Origin of the sequence: Vibrio sp. Y58_MX_L22 (assembly GCF_024181865.1) — a bacterium.
Taxonomy (GTDB): Bacteria; Pseudomonadota; Gammaproteobacteria; order Enterobacterales; family Vibrionaceae; genus Vibrio; species Vibrio alginolyticus.
Map to the genome: position 1 here is coordinate 457,852 of NZ_JAMZAN010000002.1, position 19,466 is coordinate 477,317.

The 19,466-nt window shown below is 43.3% G+C and carries 18 protein-coding genes; 11 read left to right on the top strand and 7 right to left on the bottom strand.

Going from position 1 to position 19,466, the window contains the following annotated elements:
• Positions 1–50: 50 nt before the first annotated feature.
• Both NL626_RS07170 and NL626_RS07175 read left to right on the top strand, forming a co-directional pair.
• Complete coding sequence (locus NL626_RS07170; protein WP_005375526.1) at positions 51–761, top strand: AzlC family ABC transporter permease; 711 nt, start codon at positions 51–53, stop codon at positions 759–761.
• On the top strand, positions 761–1,072 hold the full coding sequence (locus NL626_RS07175; RefSeq protein ID WP_005385193.1) for an AzlD domain-containing protein: 312 nt from the start codon (positions 761–763) through the stop codon (positions 1,070–1,072). Before NL626_RS07170 ends, NL626_RS07175 begins: the two co-directional genes overlap by 1 nt.
• Here the strand turns inward: NL626_RS07175 and NL626_RS07180 are convergent.
• Both NL626_RS07180 and NL626_RS07185 read right to left on the bottom strand, forming a co-directional pair.
• The gene (locus NL626_RS07180) at positions 1,069–1,683 is read right to left on the bottom strand and encodes a fumarylacetoacetate hydrolase family protein (RefSeq protein WP_253657198.1); all 615 of its coding nucleotides are present in this window, start codon (positions 1,681–1,683) and stop codon (positions 1,069–1,071) included. The two genes, NL626_RS07175 and NL626_RS07180, sit on opposite strands and share 4 nt — an antisense overlap.
• Positions 1,684–1,903: 220 nt before the next feature.
• Entirely contained in the window at positions 1,904–2,962 is a 1,059-nt protein-coding gene (locus NL626_RS07185) for a porin (protein WP_042521502.1), read from the bottom strand.
• Positions 2,963–3,571: 609 nt separating this feature from the next.
• Here NL626_RS07185 and NL626_RS07190 point away from each other — a divergent pair.
• The 3 genes from NL626_RS07190 to NL626_RS07200 all read left to right on the top strand — a co-directional run bounded on the left by NL626_RS07190 (position 3,572) and on the right by NL626_RS07200 (position 6,524).
• A complete protein-coding gene (locus NL626_RS07190) occupies positions 3,572–4,543 on the top strand; it encodes a porin (protein WP_005375535.1) in 972 nt (323 codons plus the stop codon).
• Positions 4,544–5,008: 465 nt separating this feature from the next.
• Complete coding sequence (locus NL626_RS07195) at positions 5,009–5,866, top strand: DMT family transporter (protein ID WP_005375542.1); 858 nt, start codon at positions 5,009–5,011, stop codon at positions 5,864–5,866.
• 43 nt (positions 5,867–5,909) lie between these two features.
• Positions 5,910–6,524 carry a glutaredoxin gene (locus NL626_RS07200; RefSeq protein ID WP_253657169.1) on the top strand — a complete coding sequence of 205 codons (615 nt, stop codon included), beginning with the start codon at positions 5,910–5,912 and terminating at the stop codon, positions 6,522–6,524.
• A 127-nt stretch (positions 6,525–6,651) separates the two neighbouring features.
• On the opposite strand, the gene NL626_RS22940 is transcribed toward NL626_RS07200, so the two are convergent.
• The 3 genes from NL626_RS22940 to NL626_RS07210 all read right to left on the bottom strand — a co-directional run bounded on the left by NL626_RS22940 (position 6,652) and on the right by NL626_RS07210 (position 8,639).
• Positions 6,652–6,786: a hypothetical protein gene (locus NL626_RS22940; protein WP_017635854.1), complete on the bottom strand. Its 135-nt coding sequence runs from the start codon at positions 6,784–6,786 to the stop codon at positions 6,652–6,654.
• A 133-nt stretch (positions 6,787–6,919) separates the two neighbouring features.
• Positions 6,920–7,267 (bottom strand): hypothetical protein, encoded by a 348-nt coding sequence (locus tag NL626_RS07205; protein WP_005391198.1) that lies wholly within the window; start codon positions 7,265–7,267, stop codon positions 6,920–6,922.
• Positions 7,268–7,445: 178 nt separating this feature from the next.
• Positions 7,446–8,639: a multidrug effflux MFS transporter gene (locus tag NL626_RS07210; RefSeq protein ID WP_017821607.1), complete on the bottom strand. Its 1,194-nt coding sequence runs from the start codon at positions 8,637–8,639 to the stop codon at positions 7,446–7,448.
• Between the two features lie 105 nt (positions 8,640–8,744).
• On the opposite strand from NL626_RS07210, the gene NL626_RS07215 reads away from it, so the two are divergent.
• Positions 8,745–9,632 (top strand): LysR family transcriptional regulator, encoded by an 888-nt coding sequence (locus NL626_RS07215; protein ID WP_017635852.1) that lies wholly within the window; start codon positions 8,745–8,747, stop codon positions 9,630–9,632.
• A gap of 183 nt (positions 9,633–9,815) precedes the next feature.
• Positions 9,816–11,636: a bifunctional diguanylate cyclase/phosphodiesterase gene (locus NL626_RS07220; protein ID WP_205461312.1), complete on the top strand. Its 1,821-nt coding sequence runs from the start codon at positions 9,816–9,818 to the stop codon at positions 11,634–11,636.
• A gap of 106 nt (positions 11,637–11,742) precedes the next feature.
• Here the strand turns inward: NL626_RS07220 and NL626_RS07225 are convergent, their stop codons facing one another.
• The gene (locus tag NL626_RS07225) at positions 11,743–13,026 is read right to left on the bottom strand and encodes a peptidoglycan DD-metalloendopeptidase family protein (protein ID WP_025768471.1); all 1,284 of its coding nucleotides are present in this window, start codon (positions 13,024–13,026) and stop codon (positions 11,743–11,745) included.
• Positions 13,027–13,150: 124 nt separating this feature from the next.
• A complete protein-coding gene (locus NL626_RS07230) occupies positions 13,151–13,780 on the bottom strand; it encodes a hypothetical protein (RefSeq protein ID WP_054865857.1) in 630 nt (209 codons plus the stop codon).
• Positions 13,781–13,980: 200 nt separating this feature from the next.
• Here NL626_RS07230 and NL626_RS07235 point away from each other — a divergent pair, with 200 nt between their 5' ends.
• From NL626_RS07235 to NL626_RS07250, 4 genes are all read left to right on the top strand, one after another.
• Positions 13,981–14,382, top strand: coding sequence for a GFA family protein (locus NL626_RS07235; RefSeq protein ID WP_017635849.1), 402 nt, complete (start codon positions 13,981–13,983; stop codon positions 14,380–14,382).
• A 153-nt stretch (positions 14,383–14,535) separates the two neighbouring features.
• On the top strand, positions 14,536–15,207 hold the full coding sequence (locus tag NL626_RS07240; RefSeq protein ID WP_054574422.1) for a YoaK family protein: 672 nt from the start codon (positions 14,536–14,538) through the stop codon (positions 15,205–15,207).
• Between the two features lie 455 nt (positions 15,208–15,662).
• Positions 15,663–17,027 carry a YjiH family protein gene (locus NL626_RS07245; RefSeq protein ID WP_017635848.1) on the top strand — a complete coding sequence of 455 codons (1,365 nt, stop codon included), beginning with the start codon at positions 15,663–15,665 and terminating at the stop codon, positions 17,025–17,027.
• A gap of 436 nt (positions 17,028–17,463) precedes the next feature.
• Complete coding sequence (locus NL626_RS07250) at positions 17,464–19,335, top strand: methyl-accepting chemotaxis protein (RefSeq protein WP_025768473.1); 1,872 nt, start codon at positions 17,464–17,466, stop codon at positions 19,333–19,335.
• The last annotated feature ends 131 nt before the right edge of the window (positions 19,336–19,466 follow it).

The window sequence follows — 19,466 nt, forward strand, 5'->3', positions numbered from 1 at the left end:
ACTACCGAGCTATCTTGGTAATCTGATTTAGGAATAAATAAGAAGAAACTATGGACCACACTTTGCCGTTACAAAAAGAATCAAAAGCCACGCTATTTTGGCAAGGTACACTTGCGATGATGCCTTTGAGTATCGCAGTGCTCCCTTGGGGCTTACTCGCAGGCTCATTCGCAATTGATACTGGGCTTCACCCTTTGGAAGGACAAGCACTATCCGCCATTTTGTTCGCAGGTTCTGCACAGCTCGTCGCGATGGGAATGATTAAAACGGGAGCAGGTCTAGTGACCATGTTACTGACAACGTTTTTTATCACCTCTCGACACTTCCTCTACAGTGTATCGATGCGCAGTAAAATTGCACCGCTCCCTCTAAAATGGCGATTATCACTCGGCTTCTTACTTACTGACGAGCTGTTTGCGATTGTAGGCCACCATTCCGATAAACAATTTAATCGCTGGTATGCACTTGGGGCTGGTCTGAGTTTTTACCTGTTTTGGAATGTCGCGACATTGACGGGCATTATTGCGGGAAGTCTAATCCCTGAACTGAACGAAATGGGTTTGGAATTTGCTGTGGCCGCAACTTTTATCGCGATAGTAGTACCCACCATTAAAAATGCAGCGGTGCTCGCGAGTGTTATTGTGGCTTTGGTGAGCTCAGTTGCCCTAACCTATTATCAAATTGAGGGAAGTTTGATGATTTCGAGCATTTTAGCCATGCTTACTGGTTACTTTGTGGAACAAGTAAAGGAGAAACGCTAATGATCATGTTGGCTATTTTGCTGATGACGGTACTTGTTTTCACCAGCCGCTACTTGTTTTTAGAACCCAAGCTACCATTGCGATTAGGGACGCGCACTCAAAAAGTACTCAATTACGCTAGCCCCGCAGTACTGACTGCGATCTGGGCACCGATCGTTTTCATTCCCGATGGGGAGCTCAGCGTCAATGTGCAAAACCCATTTTTACTGGCTGCCGTACTGGCTGCTTTAATCGCGTATTTTACTAAAAATGTTCTTTTAACGACGGTTATCAGTATGGTGGTATTTCTCGTTCTACGAATTTGGCTTTAATCCGCCAACCACTCAATCTCCAACAAGGTGACATCGCCACACTTTAATCGACCAAGGAAGATGTCACCTTCATGTACCTCACCAACGCCCTTTGGTGTACCAGTCATCACTACATCGCCATCTTGAAGTGTTGTGTAACTGGTTAATTCATCCAGGATAGTTAGCGGCGGATAGAGCATTTGGTTAACGTGACCTTTTTGTACACGAACACAGTTGATTAAGAGCTCAAGGTTAAGCTCGTTGATATCAATGTTATCCAAAGAGACAAACCGACTAAACACAGCAGAGCCATCAAATGCCTTAGCACGCTCCCACGGCAACCCCTGATTTTTAAGCGAGGATTGCAAACCACGCTTGGTCAGATCCAATCCCAAACCAACCGCTGAATAACGTCCATCCTTGATCAAAAAGCAGATTTCAGCCTCATAATGAAGGGGCTCTTGATGGAATGAACGCAGAGTTGTTGATACGGAAGTTGCGGGTTTATTAAATACCACCATTTGCTCAGGCATTGCATTATTAAGCTCATGAATATGTTCAACGTAATTTCGTCCAACACAAAGCACTTTACCCACTTCTACTTTCTTTTCTTCAACTTGAATAACACTCATCATTCTTCCCTGCAAAACAAAAATCCCATCATAATCTAACCTATTGACTTAACGACACTAAATAGCAACCTCTAGTGTAAAAAATAAGACATTCACCCCGTTTTGAGTTTTGTATCATCTAATTGAAACAGCAAAGTATTTGTAAAACAAATAGACAAAAAAGCCAGCACGAGGCTGGCTTTAGATCAATGAGCTGAATAATAGTTCTCGCTAAATCCTATTATAGGTAGTAACGAGCACCTAACGCCCATTTGTCATCAGTTTCACGACCATTGTCGTCATTTAGGTCAAACTGGTAACCCGCGTAACCAACAAATTTAGGCGTGAAGTTGTATTCTGCTTGTAGTGCCATTTCTTCACGAGCAGTTTCTGTTTTAGAGCTCTTAAACTCTTTACCTTCCACCATCTCATAGTTAACACTCAAGTTTAGGCTGTTTGCTAGAGCGTATGCGATGATCGCCTCGTACGCATCACTTTCTTCTAAACGGTCGCCTTTTGCACTGAAGTTCATGTTTTCGTTTGAACCATAAACCGCAGCAAGGAATAGGCCTTGGCCGTACGCACCGTAAGATGCTGATACAACGTGTGATTCCGCCGTGTGCTTACCTGCATATGCAGGGTGCTGGAAATCGCCGCCATTGTAAGAGTAACCGATTTTAGCGCCCATGATTGAGTAAGAAAGCGCAGCTTGCACACGGTCATCGTATTTAGCACCGCCAGTTATAACTCCAGCATCGTTGCGCGTGTAATCATCGTTTGCACCCTGCCAACCAAGACCAAAGTTGATCACACCCGCTTCACCCAGCTCGATGGCATTACGGTAAGAAAGCATTTTATCCGCACGGCCAGTGCCAAGGTTTCCATGATCGTCATAGATGAAGTCGTTGGCAAACGCGATTGGCATATCTGCAATACCTGCGACATCGTAGTAAGGTGACCATTGCGTACCACCTACTGCACGACCATAAACCTCATGCGTTATACCTAAGTAACCTAGACGAGTTTTAAACGACTCTTCACCACCGTCTAAGTAGTTTAGCGCCCATTCACCACGTGCGTCTGCGGTGAAGCCATTACCCAAATCCTGTGTCGCAGAGATATTGATACGAGGAGAGTTAGTACCCACATCCGTGTCACCTTGCTCTGATCCATTTAAATTAACAGAAACGTGGCCGCCCATCGAAAATGTTGTGCCATCGTTATTATATAGTTCCACTGCAACTGCTTGAGTACCGAAGGTTGCTGCCGCGATTGCCGCTGCTAATAATTTTTTATTCATTTCTAAATCCATTACTTATTAGTTGGTTAGTCAGTTTTAGACCCGGCTTTGGTTCACTTTCGTAAAAACGAAATGATGAACAAAGAGAGGAATACAAAGGCTATCCGAGGCATCGTTTCCACCAGATTAGTTTTACCTTTGTGTAACAACTGCCGACACTTTATTTGATTAGTTCCTGACAACCGAGTGAAAAGATCTCAGACAAAACCTAAAAAGCAATCGTTTACTTAGCCTTCAAAAAATCGAGAAATAAAAACCTTACAATAAGAAATGCTTTAGAGAGAGTTAGCTCACAAATAGCTGATGATTCGCTATTTTTAGGCCAAACTTCCCTGCCAAATTGAAATGTTTACTTACATTTAGGGTCAAGAAACAATTCAGGAACTTTTTGAAAAAAACACAGTCTTTAACGGAGAGGAAAAAACCTCAAAAAAGATAAACCTTTCTTTTTATAAGTGGTATGAGAAGGGGCACTTATTCTTTCCAGCAATAAAAGTGCAATCAAATCATAACTTAACAGAAATCTATCTTTCATTTTCAGCCTTTACCTTAGCGTCATCAACACATCGGGCAAGAAAGCCCATCGATTACAACTAGGGTAATAAGAAAATGAAAAAGGCAGCACTAACTACTGCAATTCTTACAGCATTGGTATCAGCACCATCATTCGCAGCAACTGTATACAAAAACGACGGTACTGAATTAAAAGTTGGCGGCCGCGTTGAGTTTCGTGGTGACTTCATCGGTTCAGACGGTGCTGAAGTTGAAGGTTCCATGGAAGATAAAAGCCGTGCTCGTCTTAACCTAAAAGGTAAAACAGACATCGGCAACGGCCTTTCTGCTTTCGGTGTTTACGAAGCCGAACAAAAAACGGGCAAGAGTGAATTCAAAAACCGCTACATGTATGCAGGCGTCGACTCTGATATCGGTGCTTTCTCTGTAGGTCGTCAAGACATGGCTGCCGTCATCATCTCTGACATGACGGATATCACTGAATTCTCTGGTGTTCAGCAAGTTATTGATTCGTCGTCTGATAAGCAAGACAGCGTTTTCGCATACCGTGGTGCGTTTGATGCACTACAACTTCAAGCAACCTACCAAGCAAACTCTAGCGATAACGAAGATAAATACGGCATCTCTGGAATGTACTCACTACCAATGGGCCTCGACTTTGGTCTTGCATACTCTGGTGGCGATGTAGATAAAGATAACTCTGAAGATCAAATTCTAGGTGGTATCGCTTACTCGATGGACAACCTTTACCTAGCAGGTACTTATTCTCAAGGTTCCCTGACTGACTCTGAAGACTTTACGGCTTACGAGCTAGTCGCAAGCTACAAAGTAGCAAGCAAAGTGACACTTGCAGCTCTATACACAGCTCAAGAGAATGATCCAGACAACGGTTCAAAGTACGACACCGTTGAAGGTATCGAGCTTGTTGGTTACTACAAACTAAACAGCAACTTCCGTACTTACCTGTCTTACTACATCAACCAACTTGATGAAGCAAAAGATGCAACAACAGGTCTAGTAACAGAAGGCGAAGATACACTGCGCCTAGGCGTACGTTACGATTTCTAATTCACTCTTGTCCTAAGAGCGAGTCCACTTGGCCAGCACCTTTGCTGGCCATTTTTTATTTAACCCAACACAACTCGATAAGTTTTCACACTATCCAAGCATCGCTCAGCAATGAAAAACGAGCGTAACGACGCCTACTTCTGCCCTCTTTTAATGCGATTGATCACTAAGTTAGTGCATTTCACCTAATCGACAACATAGAAAAACAAAAAAAACCATTTAAAATCAAACATATAAAAGTTGGCACGTGTTCTGCAATATTATTTATGCAAATGCATGGCAGCGTTTGTGCTTCTCGTTCTTTGTACCTGTTATAACAGGCACGTCCTTTGAATTGGTAATGTCGCCTCCCTCTGGGAGGCATTTTTTTATTGGCGCGAAAAACAATAGGACGTATGATCCCGCCACCTCTATCAAACTGGAATTTTTCAATTGAATCATCATCCTGTTCAAGGTGCGTCCTGGATGCTAACAGCTGGCTTGGCATTCGCCATAGTGAACAGCTTCGCCCAAATTGCTAGCATCAACTTTGGTGTCTCTTCCACCACATTTGCGTTATTCCAATATGCAATCGCCTTATTTGTTATTCTGCCCTACCTACGTACACTTGGGATTAGACGTTCTTTAAGAACCCAACACTTTGGCTGGCATGCATTCCGCATTTTTCTCTCTGTTATCGGGATTCAACTTTGGTTATGGGCTCTCGCTTACCCAGTTCCAATTTGGCAAGGCATTGCACTTCTCATGACCTCTCCGTTATTTGCCACAGTTGGTTCTGGCTTGTTACTCAAAGAGAAAGTAGGTACTGCACGCTGGCTCGCTACATTGACGGGGTTTGTTGGTGCCATGATCATTCTTGAGCCTTGGGCAGACTCATTTACATGGGCGACCCTGCTCCCTGTTGGCGCCGCATTTTTCTGGGCAGCGTATTCATTAATGGTAAAAAAAATGTCGGTAAACGATCCGCCTTCAACCATGGTTGTCTATTTATTGCTGCTGATAACACCATTTAATATCTTGTTAGCGATACCGACGTTTACTATGCCAGATACGTGGACGATATGGGGTGTGCTTTTAGCCGCAGGTGCACTTACAGCACTCGCTCAATGGGCTATCGTTAAAGCATATGCAGTAGCAGACGCCTCATTTGTGCAACCATTTGATCACGCCAAACTGCCTTTGAATGTTGTTGCTGGTTGGTTGGTGTTTGGTTGGGTGCCACCTGGTCGTTTATGGTTAGGTGCTGCGATTATTATTGCATCTATTGCGTTTATTACGCATTGGGAAGCGAAAAAGACAAAGTTAGTTGAAAGAAAAATCTAATTTAAAAGTTCTATATTTTCAGGAAAGGAAATGAGGAACCCATATGAGTCAACCAATCAAAATTACACTGTATCGCTGGGCTGGTAGTTGGGGCCCATTCAAAGTCAATATTCCTTGTGGTGAATGTACATTAACCAAAGATATTTTAAAGGATACTTTTGAAAACGAACTAGCCGATGTGCCCGTTGAACTTGAAGTAAAAGATTGGTTATCGCACTGGTGGGAACCATTAAAAGCTGGTGCTTGGCATGCACCCATTCTTCTTGTCGAAGGGAAAGTTATCAGTCAAGGAGAAGCATTGAATCGGGGTGTGCTTGTACAGTCTGTTATTGCTGAGTGGGTAAAACGCGATGAGCTAAAAGGTAACATTGTTTATGGTAAAGCAACTTGCCCTTACTGTGTCAAAGCCAAACAATTACTTGACGAGGCTGGCGTTCAGTATGAGTACCATGATGTAGTTAAAGACAGCGCCGCCTTATACCGCATGATTCCTGAAGTAAAAGCCATCATTGGCGAAAAAACACCGGTAACAGTGCCGCAAATCTGGTTAGATGGAACATATATTGGAGGCGCTGACGATTTAGAAAAGTGGTTATCAGCAAAGGGGCTAGATAAAGTGCCTAACAATGTTGTGGAGATACCAAGCCAATCCGCGTAATTCTAGATTTAAATGTCATCAGTCTTTGAGTAGCGTTTTGCCAATGTTGTGCAATATGTTGGCTACTTACTAACAACAAAACAGAGAAAAGCAAAAAGCCCTGATTTTTCAATCAGGGCTTTTTAAATTATTTCGCCAGTTTTTTAATAACACGAGCAAAAACAGAAGCTTTTTTCTTCTTCGCTTTACCGTAAAGCGCTTTGTGCATCGCGTCTTTTGCAATCATCTGGCCAATATAAGCACCACCAAGTTCGTTACCCATGACCTTCTCCTGAATGTATTGACTTAACTATGTTGTAATTTTACACCACAACTAGATAAAAACAAGACCAGGGTCACATTTATTTTGTAATTAACTTTCAGATTGGTTCTGATTACTTTTTCTAAACGGGCGCCTATCGCTTAGGTTGCTGGTATGTTTTACCCGCTGCGACGTACGTATCTTTCTGTTTGATTTCAAAGAATGTTTCAAAGAACCACGCAGCAAATTTGATCAAGTGATCGCCTTCATTCATGACGTGCTCCACGTATTCTTGCTCTTCTCCGGACTCGTCTTCTTGAGTGGTAATATGGTAAATACGTTTCTCGCCATCAACTTCTGCAAGACCAAACTGACCCGTTAGGGATTGTGCCGCTTGTGCAACTTCTTCTTCCTCACACGCCTTCAAGACTTCGAGTGCCTTTGGCATGCTTTCTTGCTGAGTAATTTCTTTTACCAGTGTTTCAAATTCGTTTTGTTGCATTCTTTCACCTAACGATTAGAGATCGGATAGTCATTTGGGCAGAAATGTATCCCCAAGCTTGAGAGGAGCATCAGGCATTGCCCTCTTCCTCTCAAACTGAGTCATTCAATATGCACAATGATCCTGACTTAATTTAACAGCGCATTTTAGAAAGCCGACCTTCTGGTTGCAAGTATATTCAGATGGAAGTTTCTGCTTGAACCGTCCCTTCTGGCACTTTACGAAATTGGCTTAGTACAAGAACAAAGCAAGAAAGTAACGCAATAAACAAATAAAACACCCCAAGCTGCTGCTGATTCGTAACCCATGAGTCTACTAAGTACCCACCAAACAAACCTGCTAAACACATTTGAATAGAACCAGATAGCGCAGAAACCGCGCCTGCCTGTTGCTTATGTGGTGAAAGTAGCAAACTGATCGAGACCGGGAATGACATTCCTTGAGCAAAACTTAAACACGTGAATGCCGTCAGCAATGAAAATACACTGAAGGGGGTAACCAACAACATGAAGCCAGCAACAGCAACAATCGCGAAACTCATCAGCAAGATTTGCTGAGCTTTGTAACGAGCGTTAATCAAATTGAGCACCAAGCTACCCGTCAGCAAACCAACTGACGGTATGATCATCAACGAGCCATAATCCGCCGCCGTTAATCCTAACTCTTGTTGCATTAAAAATGGATACAAGGAGAGCGTAACCAGAGCCGATAAATAACTAAGCCAGTTGTAGCTCGCACTACCAATCACTTGTGTATTCGTTAACAGACGCAAATAGTTCGCGCTTACTTCGCCTACTTTAAATTTTCGCTTCGGGTAAGGCAGCGTTTCTGGCAGCACCAATAAACCAAGCGTAAAAATTGCCATTAAGTAAATCAGCACAAACACAAAGACAGCATGCCAGCTCAGGTGAAAAGCAATCCAACCACCAAACAGCGGAGCAATGATTGGCATCACAGATGCCGTGACTGAAATATAAGATAGCGCTTTGGTTAATTGCATACCGTCATAACTGTCACGCAGTACTGACCGACCAAGTACCGAAGCGCTGCCCGCTCCTAGACCTTGCAGTAACCGTCCCGCTTCAAGGGCAACAATGTTGTCCGAAAACGCGATGCAAATAACCGTACCAACTAGATATACACTTTGCCCCAGAATAAACACCGGCCGACGACCAATCGCATCAGACAATGGGCCGTAAAAAAGCTGAGAGATACCGAAGCCAACGAGAAATAGCGTGACGAGATTCTGAATCGAATGTTGCGGCAAATTCAAGTCATGACCAATCAATGGCAAAGAAGGAAGATAAATACTAACGCCAACTTGGCCTGTGGCAATGATCATCATCGCTAATAACAATGGTGTTTTACGCAAACGTTCCTCCTACTTTGTGACAGATTGATGGCAAACAGTGTATATTTGATACTCAAAGATGATAATCAGCTAAGTTGGAAAGGAATTAATTCCCAAGGAGATACAATGGACTGGATTCAAAGCGTGAAGAGTTATATTCGTGTGGTCGAAGAAGGTAGCTTTAATGCAGCAGCGCGGAAACTCAATACCACCAGCTCAGCTATCAGTAAGCGAGTTCAATGGCTAGAAGATAAAATTGGCGTTCAACTACTCAAACGTACAACCCGCTCAATTAGCCAAACTGAAGCTGGTGCTCTGTTTTATCAACGAGCAAAAAGTCAGCTTGATTCATGGCAATCGGTATTAGATGAGACTCGCTCAGTCAACCAATCACCAGCAGGGCTATTAAAAATTGGGGCAACGCTGGCCGTTGGTTCCAAGTTTCTAGTTCATTATCTTGATGATTTTCTTGAGAAATATCCAGACATCACACTTCAATTAACAACAACGCTACCAGGCCAATTGCCAGAGCTAAGCTTAGACCTGTTTATTAGCCGGGAATTAGAGCAACTGAACTCTCTAAGTTTCAAAGCCACTGCGCTTTTCGAACATAAAGCCCAGTTTTACGCCGCACCTAGTTACCTAAAGAAATATGGCACACCACAATGCGTTGAGGATCTGACAGAGCATAATGTCCTGATTTGGGGTGAAAAGCCCTCACGAGAAATCAAAACAAATCGAGGTAAGCGTATCAGCTTGTCCGGTAACTTTGCCACGACCAACCCAGAAGCGCTGTTTCATGGTGCCAAAAGAGGCATGGGTATTTTGATGACGAACAACGTCATGATCAAAGATGATCTCAAATCCGGCGCGTTAGTCCCTATCCTGCCCGATATCACAGCGGATAAAGCCACTGTATATGCCTACTATCCAAAGCTGGATTATCAGCATACCCGAACTAAGCTATTCCTCGATTATCTCAAATCACGATTAGAAGAGGAGAAGCGAGCCTAGCTTAGCGTTTTTATCGCTCTAGCTTTAAAAGGTTCAAGCATAAAAACATGAAAATAATGATTTGTTCGTTCACAAAATTTGAAAAATCTGCCTTAGTAACCGATAGTTTATTTGATGCATATCAAATAATAATTCGTCGTGTCTTACACGATATGTTAATAACAACGCTAGGTGAAATGCTCAATGGGTCAGGTACAAATCAGTTTCCACAAAATTGATGAGATATTGAAGCTAAACGGCACGGCTCAGCTAAACCGAGTCACGCTAGATATTCATCAACACTTGCAGAGCCATTGCACTTGCGTTGTAGAAGTTGCGCATCTTCAGCATTCGGCTCATACCATTTCCTTCGCCAGCAATGGAAAAATTACAGACAACCTAAGCTACCACCTTTCAGGCACCCCCTGTGAAAAAGTGGCGAAAGACATTGGCGAACATATTTTCTATCAAGACCAGGTATACAAGCGTTTTCCTGAAGATAAGATGTTTCAAGAAGATGGCATTCAAGCTTACATTGGCCTGCCATTGAAGACACAAAATGGCGAAGTTCTGGGAATTTTACTGTCTACCTTTACCCGAAGCATCCACGCGAAAGAAGCGCAAGATATCCTCGACTGCCACCGATTTTATGCCAATGTCATTATTCATAGCTTACGTGAAAAGTGGGTCAGTGAACGTTCAGATAAGCTTCTTAATCAGCTTAGCTATGAGGTATCGCATGATAACCTAACTGGACTGCTCAACCGTAGCTGTTTAGCTGATACCTTGGAGACATTAACGCAGCAGGCGACTCGCCCATTCAGTTTGGCGTATCTTGATATCGATAATTTCAAATCGATCAATGATATCAACGGAAACTATATCGGCGACCAAATCATTAAGTTCACAGCTAACGCCATTCAACAGAGCTTGTCGTCGCCAAACAATGCGTTCCGTGTTGCAGGAGATGAATTCGCCTTCATCACGTACGACGAAGATCCTGTCGCCGTGTGTCAGGAAGTACTCGACAAAATTGAAAGCGGCTACAGCGACAAATCTAACCGGATTTCTTTCACCGTTAGTATTGGTATTGCACGTGCCCCAGTACATATGTTGAACAGCGATGAGCTGATTTTGAATGCCAGTCTCGCTCTCAAAGATTGTAAAAAACACCGCGATACACGGATTCAGCATTACGACACACACCTTAGTGCTTTATACCACCGTAGGACGCAGCTTATTGAGGCAATGCGAATCCAGCTAAGTACTGATATACAAGACAGCGATGAGTTGTATGTAGTGGTTCAACCGATCGTCGATATCACGAGCGACCGCTGGAATTACTTTGAAATTTTGACTCGTTGGAATAGCAATATCTATGGAAATATCTCTCCAGCGGAGTTCATTGAAGCTGCCGAACAATCAGGCCTGATTATCGAGTTAGGTGAACGGATTATTGAACTCGCGTGTATCGCAAAGCAAGAACTCGAAGCGAACCTAGGCTATAAAGTCAAACTCTCCATCAATTGCTCAGCGTATGAGCTGGTTGATTCCAACCGTTATATTAATCACTTAACCAACATGGTTGAAAAGTATCAGCACGAAGCAAAAGACTTTGTTATAGAGCTCACCGAGACCGTCTTACTCTCACAAAGTGGCCGTGAACAGATGGTACTTAACTCGTTGCGATACTTGGGTTTTAAAGTCGCACTGGATGATTTTGGTACGGGATACTCAAGCTTGAACTATATACACAATTATCCGATTGATAGCATCAAAATCGATGCTACCTTTGTGCAGAACATGCTCTCAAATACAACCTCTGAACAAGTAGTGTTTTTGATAGCGCAATTGGCAGAGCTGCTTGATGTGGATTTGATTGCCGAAGGCGTAGAAGACGATAGAGCACTACAAAAGTTAATTGAAATGGGCTGCCACTACATCCAAGGTTATTTTTACTCTCGTCCACACAGTGTTGAAGAGATCGTACACCTGATAAATGAACGTGAAGTGCGGAGTGCCTAACGTACTGAACAGACTGCTGTCATAGAATTCAAATCTAGTTAATGCACAAAGTAAAAGAGACCAAGCTATGCTTAGTCTCTTTTTGTTTTTTAAGCGAAGTACTTTATTACAGCACTGCTTTCTCTTTATCGCGTAATAGTCTATCCATTTCATCTCTGTTCGCGACAAAAGTAGCCATCTCTTTCTTAGGAACAGAACTCGCCATTGGGATATTTGCTCGCATAGCGTTAACTGGACGGCCGTATTCAATCAACTCATAGTGAAGGTGTGGCCCAGTCACTCGACCTGTTTTACCAGAAAGACCGATACGCTGGCCTCGAGAAACCTTTTGCCCTTTCTTCACCAAAATCTTACTTAGGTGTAAGTAACGGGTTTTGTATTTGCTGCCGTGCTCAACAACCACGTAGTTACCCGCATAAGGGTGTTTACGAGTCATGATCACTGTACCATCACCAGTAGAAACGACTGGTGTACCGGTTGGTACAGCAAAGTCAGTGCCGTTGTGCGGCGCAACACGCCCCGTTACTGGATGTAAACGATTAGGATTAAAGCCAGAACTGATACGCCAACGGCTACTTACAGGGTAACGCTGGAATGCGCGCTGTAAGCTTTCACCTTTGGCATTGTAGAATTGACCATCAGTATGAAGGTAAGCGGTGATCTCGCGGCCGCGATTATAAATCTTAATCGCCTCAATTTCGTTCTTACCTGTTGGTACACCATTGATGCTTTGTGAGCGACGAACAACTTCAAATCGATCACCTGCACGAAGATCACGTCCAAAGTTAAGTTGTTCTTTGAGTAAGCTTACGACTTGACTCACTTCCGCCGACGTTAAACCTAAACGACTCGCAGAAGAAGAAAAACTGCCTTGAATAACGCCAACTAAAGGTTCTTGGCTCCACACGCCAGGAATGGAAATATCAGTAAAGTCATAGCTACCATCACTATTCAGCTTGTAGACCACTTTATCTGCAATAGAAAATTGCAGTTCCATTTTCGCTAACTCGCCTGTCGCATCATCACGCCAGAAACGGAGCGTATTGCCCGGCTTAAGTGTATCAAGTGCCAAGTAGTTCAAATCCGTTTCCATTACTTTCATTAACGAGCTGTAACCGAAACCGAGCTGACTAAAAATAGTGCTTAGGTTGTCACCTGCTTGGATTTGATATTCGAAGTTCGGGGGAGTGACAACTTCGGCAGTTGTCGCATCAAGAATTTTTTCAACGACCTGAGATTCAGGTAGGTTCAATGCGATGGTTTTGGTTAAAGATGACTCTTTGAGAGAGTGAGAAACACCAATCGCAACTAAAACTGGCAAGGAGTATAACAGCAGCGCTCTACGACTTGTCAGATTCGGCAACCGTCTTGTAATTTCATTTGTAGACACGGGAATTACTATCTCCTTTCAAACAAGGCTCATAGCTTATGCATTCCCGAATAAGAAATCACTAGGAAATTTCGAGATCTAGCGCAGAAAATACTGAATTTTTACAGAACTCAAAAAAAATTCATCACTGTTGCATATGTAAGTTATTCCCTACACGCTGTAATGTGGATGAATTGAATTGATTTGGCGTGTCTGCCATTGCTTGATCATCACCGTGCGCTAAATATGAAAGCGTGATAGTTGTATCACTTTTCCATTCGAGCTGAGTAAATTTCACGCGGTCACCAACAAAAATACTGTCTAAAAGGACAACTCGGCTCGGCACGGGGTCAAACTTGAACAAGCCAACATAGTTAAACGAACCGCTACCTTGTGTCGTTACAATCATCGGTGCAACAACCCATGAAACACCTTCAATCTCACGCTGGCTAATCGACGCAGTTGGAACAAGTACCTGACCTTTTGTCGTACCTGAATCATAGTCACCGATCAAATAGCCGTTTTCTTTATCCCACTCATCAAGAAAAGTGACCGCACCCTGCTCGGGTACTTGGATCGTCCAAGGGTTACGTGCAGTGATCCCAAGCGTCTCTTGCACAATAACGTTAGTTTCTACTTCTGTTTGAGGAAACTTAGCCATGATCTCGTCATCAGACAAACTAAAACGATAAACACCTGCGATCACAACCACAACCAATAAAACGATTGGAATAAGTAGAATAAGTGGTATCGGCAGGATTTTTTTGTGAGTCATGAAGACTTCCTTGTTTCAAGGTATAAACGAAAAGCGAGTATACCATTGTATACCCAAATGATTTCACCTCTTCAAGTGTTTCAAAATTAAACTAAACTGATTGTATCCAAATAGTTTCAAGTCCAGAGCTCATAACGAGCTAGTGACACAAGCTCTGTGCTCTAGGTCTATTGGTGTATTGGGACAAATAGGTAATCACGATGACAAAAACCATTCATACATGCGAGTGCGCCTGCGGTTTAGTTGAGATCCGTTGTAAGGGAGAGCCCACCCACACGTCTGTCTGCCATTGCTTCGAATGCCAAAAACGAACTGGCAGTGTTTTTGGGGTACAAGCTCGCTTTGAAAAAGAGCACGTCACTTTAAACGGTGAAGTCACTAGCTATACCCGAATTGGCGATGATGGCAGTGAGGTTCAGTATGACTTTTGTCCATCCTGCGGCACGACAATGAGGTTGTTCGTTTCTGCATACCCAGAAATCATGATCATTCCCGTCGGTCTATTTACCGATAAAGAGTTCCACCAACCTACGGTTTCAGTCTATGAACAAATGAAACACGGGTGGGTGAGTTTCGAATGCACAACGGAACACATCTGCTAGCGAGCAATCCGCGTTCACGTATTTACTTTGGCTCGGACAACCGCCCTATAAGTGAGATTTTTTTGAGAATGATCAATCGAGTTTTACTGTAAAGGGTTTCGTAACTCGGTGTGAGCGCTATAATCGGCTCCTAATATTTGGTGGGGGTTTATTGTGATTTCCAGACTTCCTCGTTGGGTGGAATATGGCGCGTTTCTACTAGCTCTTCTCGCGGGCTGCGTCAACGCCGTTGGTCTTCTCGGCTTTCAACACCAAGCGATAACTCATCTTTCGGGAACCGTAACTCAGCTAGGGAACAGCTTGCTAACAGGTGTGGATAGCTCCATTCACCTGCTCTTCATCGTATTTAGCTTTTTGATTGGCGCTGCCTTTAGCGGCTTTTTTATTGAAAGCAGTGCGTTAAAACTAGGGCGAAGATATGGTGTTGCACTGTGCATAGAAGGGAGCTTGCTCTTACTCAGCTTGGGCTTTTTGGTGCAAGGGGATTTGTACGGCCAATATCTAGCATCAGCAGCATGTGGATTACAAAACGCCATGATCACCACGTTTAGCGGCGCAGTAGTCAGAACCACACATATGACCGGAATCATCACCGATCTAGGGATTATGATTGGAGAGAGCTTGAGAGGTCGTCAATTTGACCGACGTAAAGCAAAATTATTCCTATTCATTTTCTTTGGCTTTTTGTTTGGCGGCGTCGCGGGAGCGGCTCTATTTATGGTATATGGTTTATATACGCTGGTTTTCCCAGCAATATTGGCTTTTTCTACGGCTCTGATTTACTGGAGTTACCTATACATACTTAGCCGTCAACAAAAAGCATAAAATTTCGATCCGATTGAAGCGACATGCTTCAATCGGATTTGGCTCAATAGGTTCACACTGCAACGGTACAAGAAACGCTGAACGGTATTTTGACACCACTAAAAACCTTAGAATAGATAAGGCTAACTGAATTTCTGGCAAAGAAGTTAGTTAGATCAAAATCACATTTGTTTACCATTTTATTATTCCAGTCACAATGCGCCCCATAATTCACTGCGCAATTCGCCTCTCGTGCTACAATTTTCTAACACAAGCAACATATTCGCATACACTTAGATGTTATTTGACCAATTACCCGACAAATCGGCTGAATAACTAGATGTATTTAATGAATAGTATTGCAATGGATGCAGTTTGCGGGTACCCTCCGCAAAACTGTGATTAAATACGGATGTTTAGTGAATATTTATGTCATGGAAATGGCAAGTATTGACTAGTAGTAACACGAGACAACTATGCATAACACCACTAATGCTACTGAAGCTCCTAAGGGCAACTTTTGGATGTTTTTCATCCCTTCCCTAATTGGTCTTCTACTCTTTATGGCTCCGATCTCTTACGATGGTGGCCTAACCATTCCCGTTGCCGTGATGGCAAAAGTCATCCCAGCGGTGTTAGGCGATACCTTGATTGCTATCGTCACCAGTATCATCGCTTTCATGGCCGTTGCTTCTGTTCTTTGCAAAATTTTTAAGCCAGCTGCAATTTTACGTAATGGTTTTTTAAACGGTCTCTTCAACCCATCTCCACTTTGGCTCGTTGTTCGTTTAATCGGCGGCGCTGCCGTGTTAATGACGTTCTTCCAAGTGGGTCCAAAAGCAATTTGGGAAGAGAACACTGGCGGGCTTGTTCTTACTGGTCTTCTACCTACTCTGTTTGCCGTTTTCATTTTCGCGGGTTTACTGCTTCCGCTTCTTTTGAACTTCGGTCTTCTGGAGCTATTTGGTGCGTTACTCAGTAAAATAATGCGTCCGGTATTCAACCTACCTGGCCGCAGTGCAATTGACTGTATGGCATCTTGGTTGGGCGACGGAAGTGTTGGTATCTTGCTAACCAGCAAGCAATACGAAAATAAGTTTTATACTCAGCGTGAAGCGGCTGTTGTCGGGACCACTTTCTCAGCAGTATCGATCACGTTTAGCTTAGTTGTTATCGCTCAGGTAAAACTAGAGCACTTATTTTTGCCTTTCTACGGCGCTATCTGTCTAGCTGGTATCGTAGCTGCGATTATCATTCCTCGCCTGCCTCCGCTTAGTCTGAAGAAAGATCGCTACATTGACGGCAGCAACCCAGATAAAGACGCAGATGCAGTGCCAGAAGGCCACACCACATTCTCTTGGGGTATGGATCTAGCTCTTAAGCGTGCTGGTCAAGTCACATCAGTTCAGTCTGTATTTAAAGAAGGCGTACACAACGCAGTCGACATGGTATTTGGCGTACTACCTGTAGTTATGGGTCTTGGTACCGTTGCATTGGTGATTGCAGAATACACGCCTGTATTTGCAATTCTGGGTCAACCGTTTATCCCATACCTAGAGCTACTGCAAGTCCCTGAAGCTGTTGCAGCATCACAGACAATCGTTGTTGGCTTTGCAGATATGTTTATTCCAGCAATTTTAGCGGCCTCAATCGATAACGAAATGACACGTTTTGTTATTGCAGCAATGTCAGTAACTCAGCTTATCTACATGTCGGAAGTAGGTGCCCTACTGTTAGGCAGCAAAATTCCAGTAAACATTGTAGAGCTCTTCGTAATTTTCATTTTACGTACGTTAATCACGTTACCTGTGATTGCTGGCGTTGCTCATCTTATTTTCTAAAATCGAGACGTCAATTAACAAAGGCTCCGCATCGTCGGGGCCTTTTTTATACCTAAAACTCCGTCCACATTATGCTTTTAGTAAAAAACTCATAATTTACAAAGACAAAACTTCAACAAAACACCTGTCAGCACCAACAAAATTTTCATCACCTCACCTGTAAAGCCAGTTAATGCCACTATTTGTTAAGCAATTCTTTTCATTATGACGATTTCATTAATTGAGCTCGCAAACATGATCACACTCACAAGTTTTAACGTAAATTGTCGGTTTGTTTAAATTTAGTTAAAAAAGACGACAAATGAGTTCATGTTTTTGACAAAGATGTCGATAAAAATATAACCAAACACAATAGGTTTCTCTTTATGCCCAATTCGCTCGGTTTAAAAGAGGCGAAAGCAAAGTGGAACCAACCGGGAGAATCAGAGGAAAGCTCATGAAATTCAGACATAAGGTTGTCACAGCCTCTTCATTTTTGCTGCTAATTACCGTGTCGTTATTGTCGACACAACAAGTTATGACCATCCGCTCCCAAACTCAGGAGCAAATCGACTCAAGTGTAAACGAGATATTGACCAGTGTTGGTAACACTGTGCAATCAGAAATGAATGCAAAGAAGGATCTCGCTCGCTCCATTACTGAAGTGATTGAGCTTGATCCCAGTTCACATAGCTATGTTCAAAACATACTTGAAAGACCGACGCCAAAAAGCAGCTTCCTTGCCATCGGTTTTGGTTATGAAAGTAATGGCTTTGTGATTGAAAATGACGACGGCTGGGATGCGGGTCCAGACTACGACCCACGTCAGCGTCCTTGGTTTATTGCAGCTAAGAGCAAAGGCGATTTGGTCGTAACCGATCCGTACGTCGATGCGTCCTCGAAAAACGTTATCATCTCTGTTGGTACGCCAGTAAAAGAAAATGGCCAGTTTTTAGCCGGTATGTTTTATGACCTCGAATTAACTACCCTTTCTGATCTGGTCAACCAAGTGAATCTGTTTGATGCTGGTTACTTATTTCTGATCACCGCTGATGGCACAACCATTGCTCACCCTCAAAGTAAGTATAACGGCGAGAAGGTCGGTAGCTACCTCCCGCAAATCGAACTTACGCAATCAGCACAACATGTTGAGATTGATGGCAACCGCTACATGGTTAACCTGACTCACATTCCTGGCGAGAACTGGTACGTAGGTTCGGTGATCGATGAAGCTGTTGCCTATTCTGCCGTAGGAGAGCTTCGTAACAACGCTATTATTTATTCAATCATTGCCGTGATTGCATCTATTATCGCCCTAACTCTGTTGATTCGCACTCTCATGCGTCCTTTGGACACGCTAAACAATGCGATTAAAGATGTAGCATCAGGGAAAGGCGACCTTACACAACGCCTCGAAACAGATACTGACCAAGAGTTTTCTGAGCTTGCCACAAACTTCAATACGTTCATGGAGAACTTACAACAGCAAATCATTGAGTCGAAACGTATTTCTGATCAAATTTTAAACGGAACTCAAATCACCGCTGAGGGCGCAAAAGACTCGGCAGGCGCAATTCACACTCAGCTGCAAGAGCTAGAACAACTTGCTACCGCGATGCATGAGATGTCTGTCACCGCGACAGAGGTTGCTAATAATGCGCAAGGTGCGGCAAGTGCAGCCAAAGAAGCCGACCAAGCAACGGTTGAGGGGTCTTCTATCGTTGGTGAATCGACACAAACGATAAACATGCTTTCCGATAGCATTGACCTTGCAGTCGAAGAAGTACAAGTGTTGGAATCTGCTACCGCCAATATCGAAACGATTCTAAAAGTCATCAACGATATTGCGGACCAAACGAACTTACTCGCGTTGAATGCCGCAATCGAGGCTGCACGTGCGGGAGAGTCTGGCCGAGGCTTCGCCGTTGTTGCAGATGAAGTACGTACACTGGCACAACGAACTCAAGAGTCGACAACAGAGATTCGTACTATGATTGAGCAACTACAATCTGGCGCTTCATCTGTGGCAAATGCCATGCATCAAAGCAAAGGTAGTGCTATAGAGGCCGTTGAAAAAGCGGGTTTAGCAAATAGTGCGTTACAACGCATTCGTGATGCGATTCAGCGTATTTCCGATATGAACTTGCAAATTGCCTCAGCAGCGGAAGAGCAAAGCCTTGTCGCTGAAGAGATCAACAACAATACGGTGAATATTAAAGACCTATCGACTCAAGTCGCCGAATCGGCAAATCGAACCAACGACGCGATGCAGGCGCAACAAGAAGATGTACATAAACAAGATCAAATCTTAAATAGATTTACTGTCTAACACTCATTTAAGCGAAAACAGCGAGCACCGGCTCGCTGTTTTTGTTTTTAACCCTCTACCCTAGTATTGGTCGATGTTACATGTGCCATGTTGGTGCTATTAAGCTCAACATTACAAGAACGCCGACTATG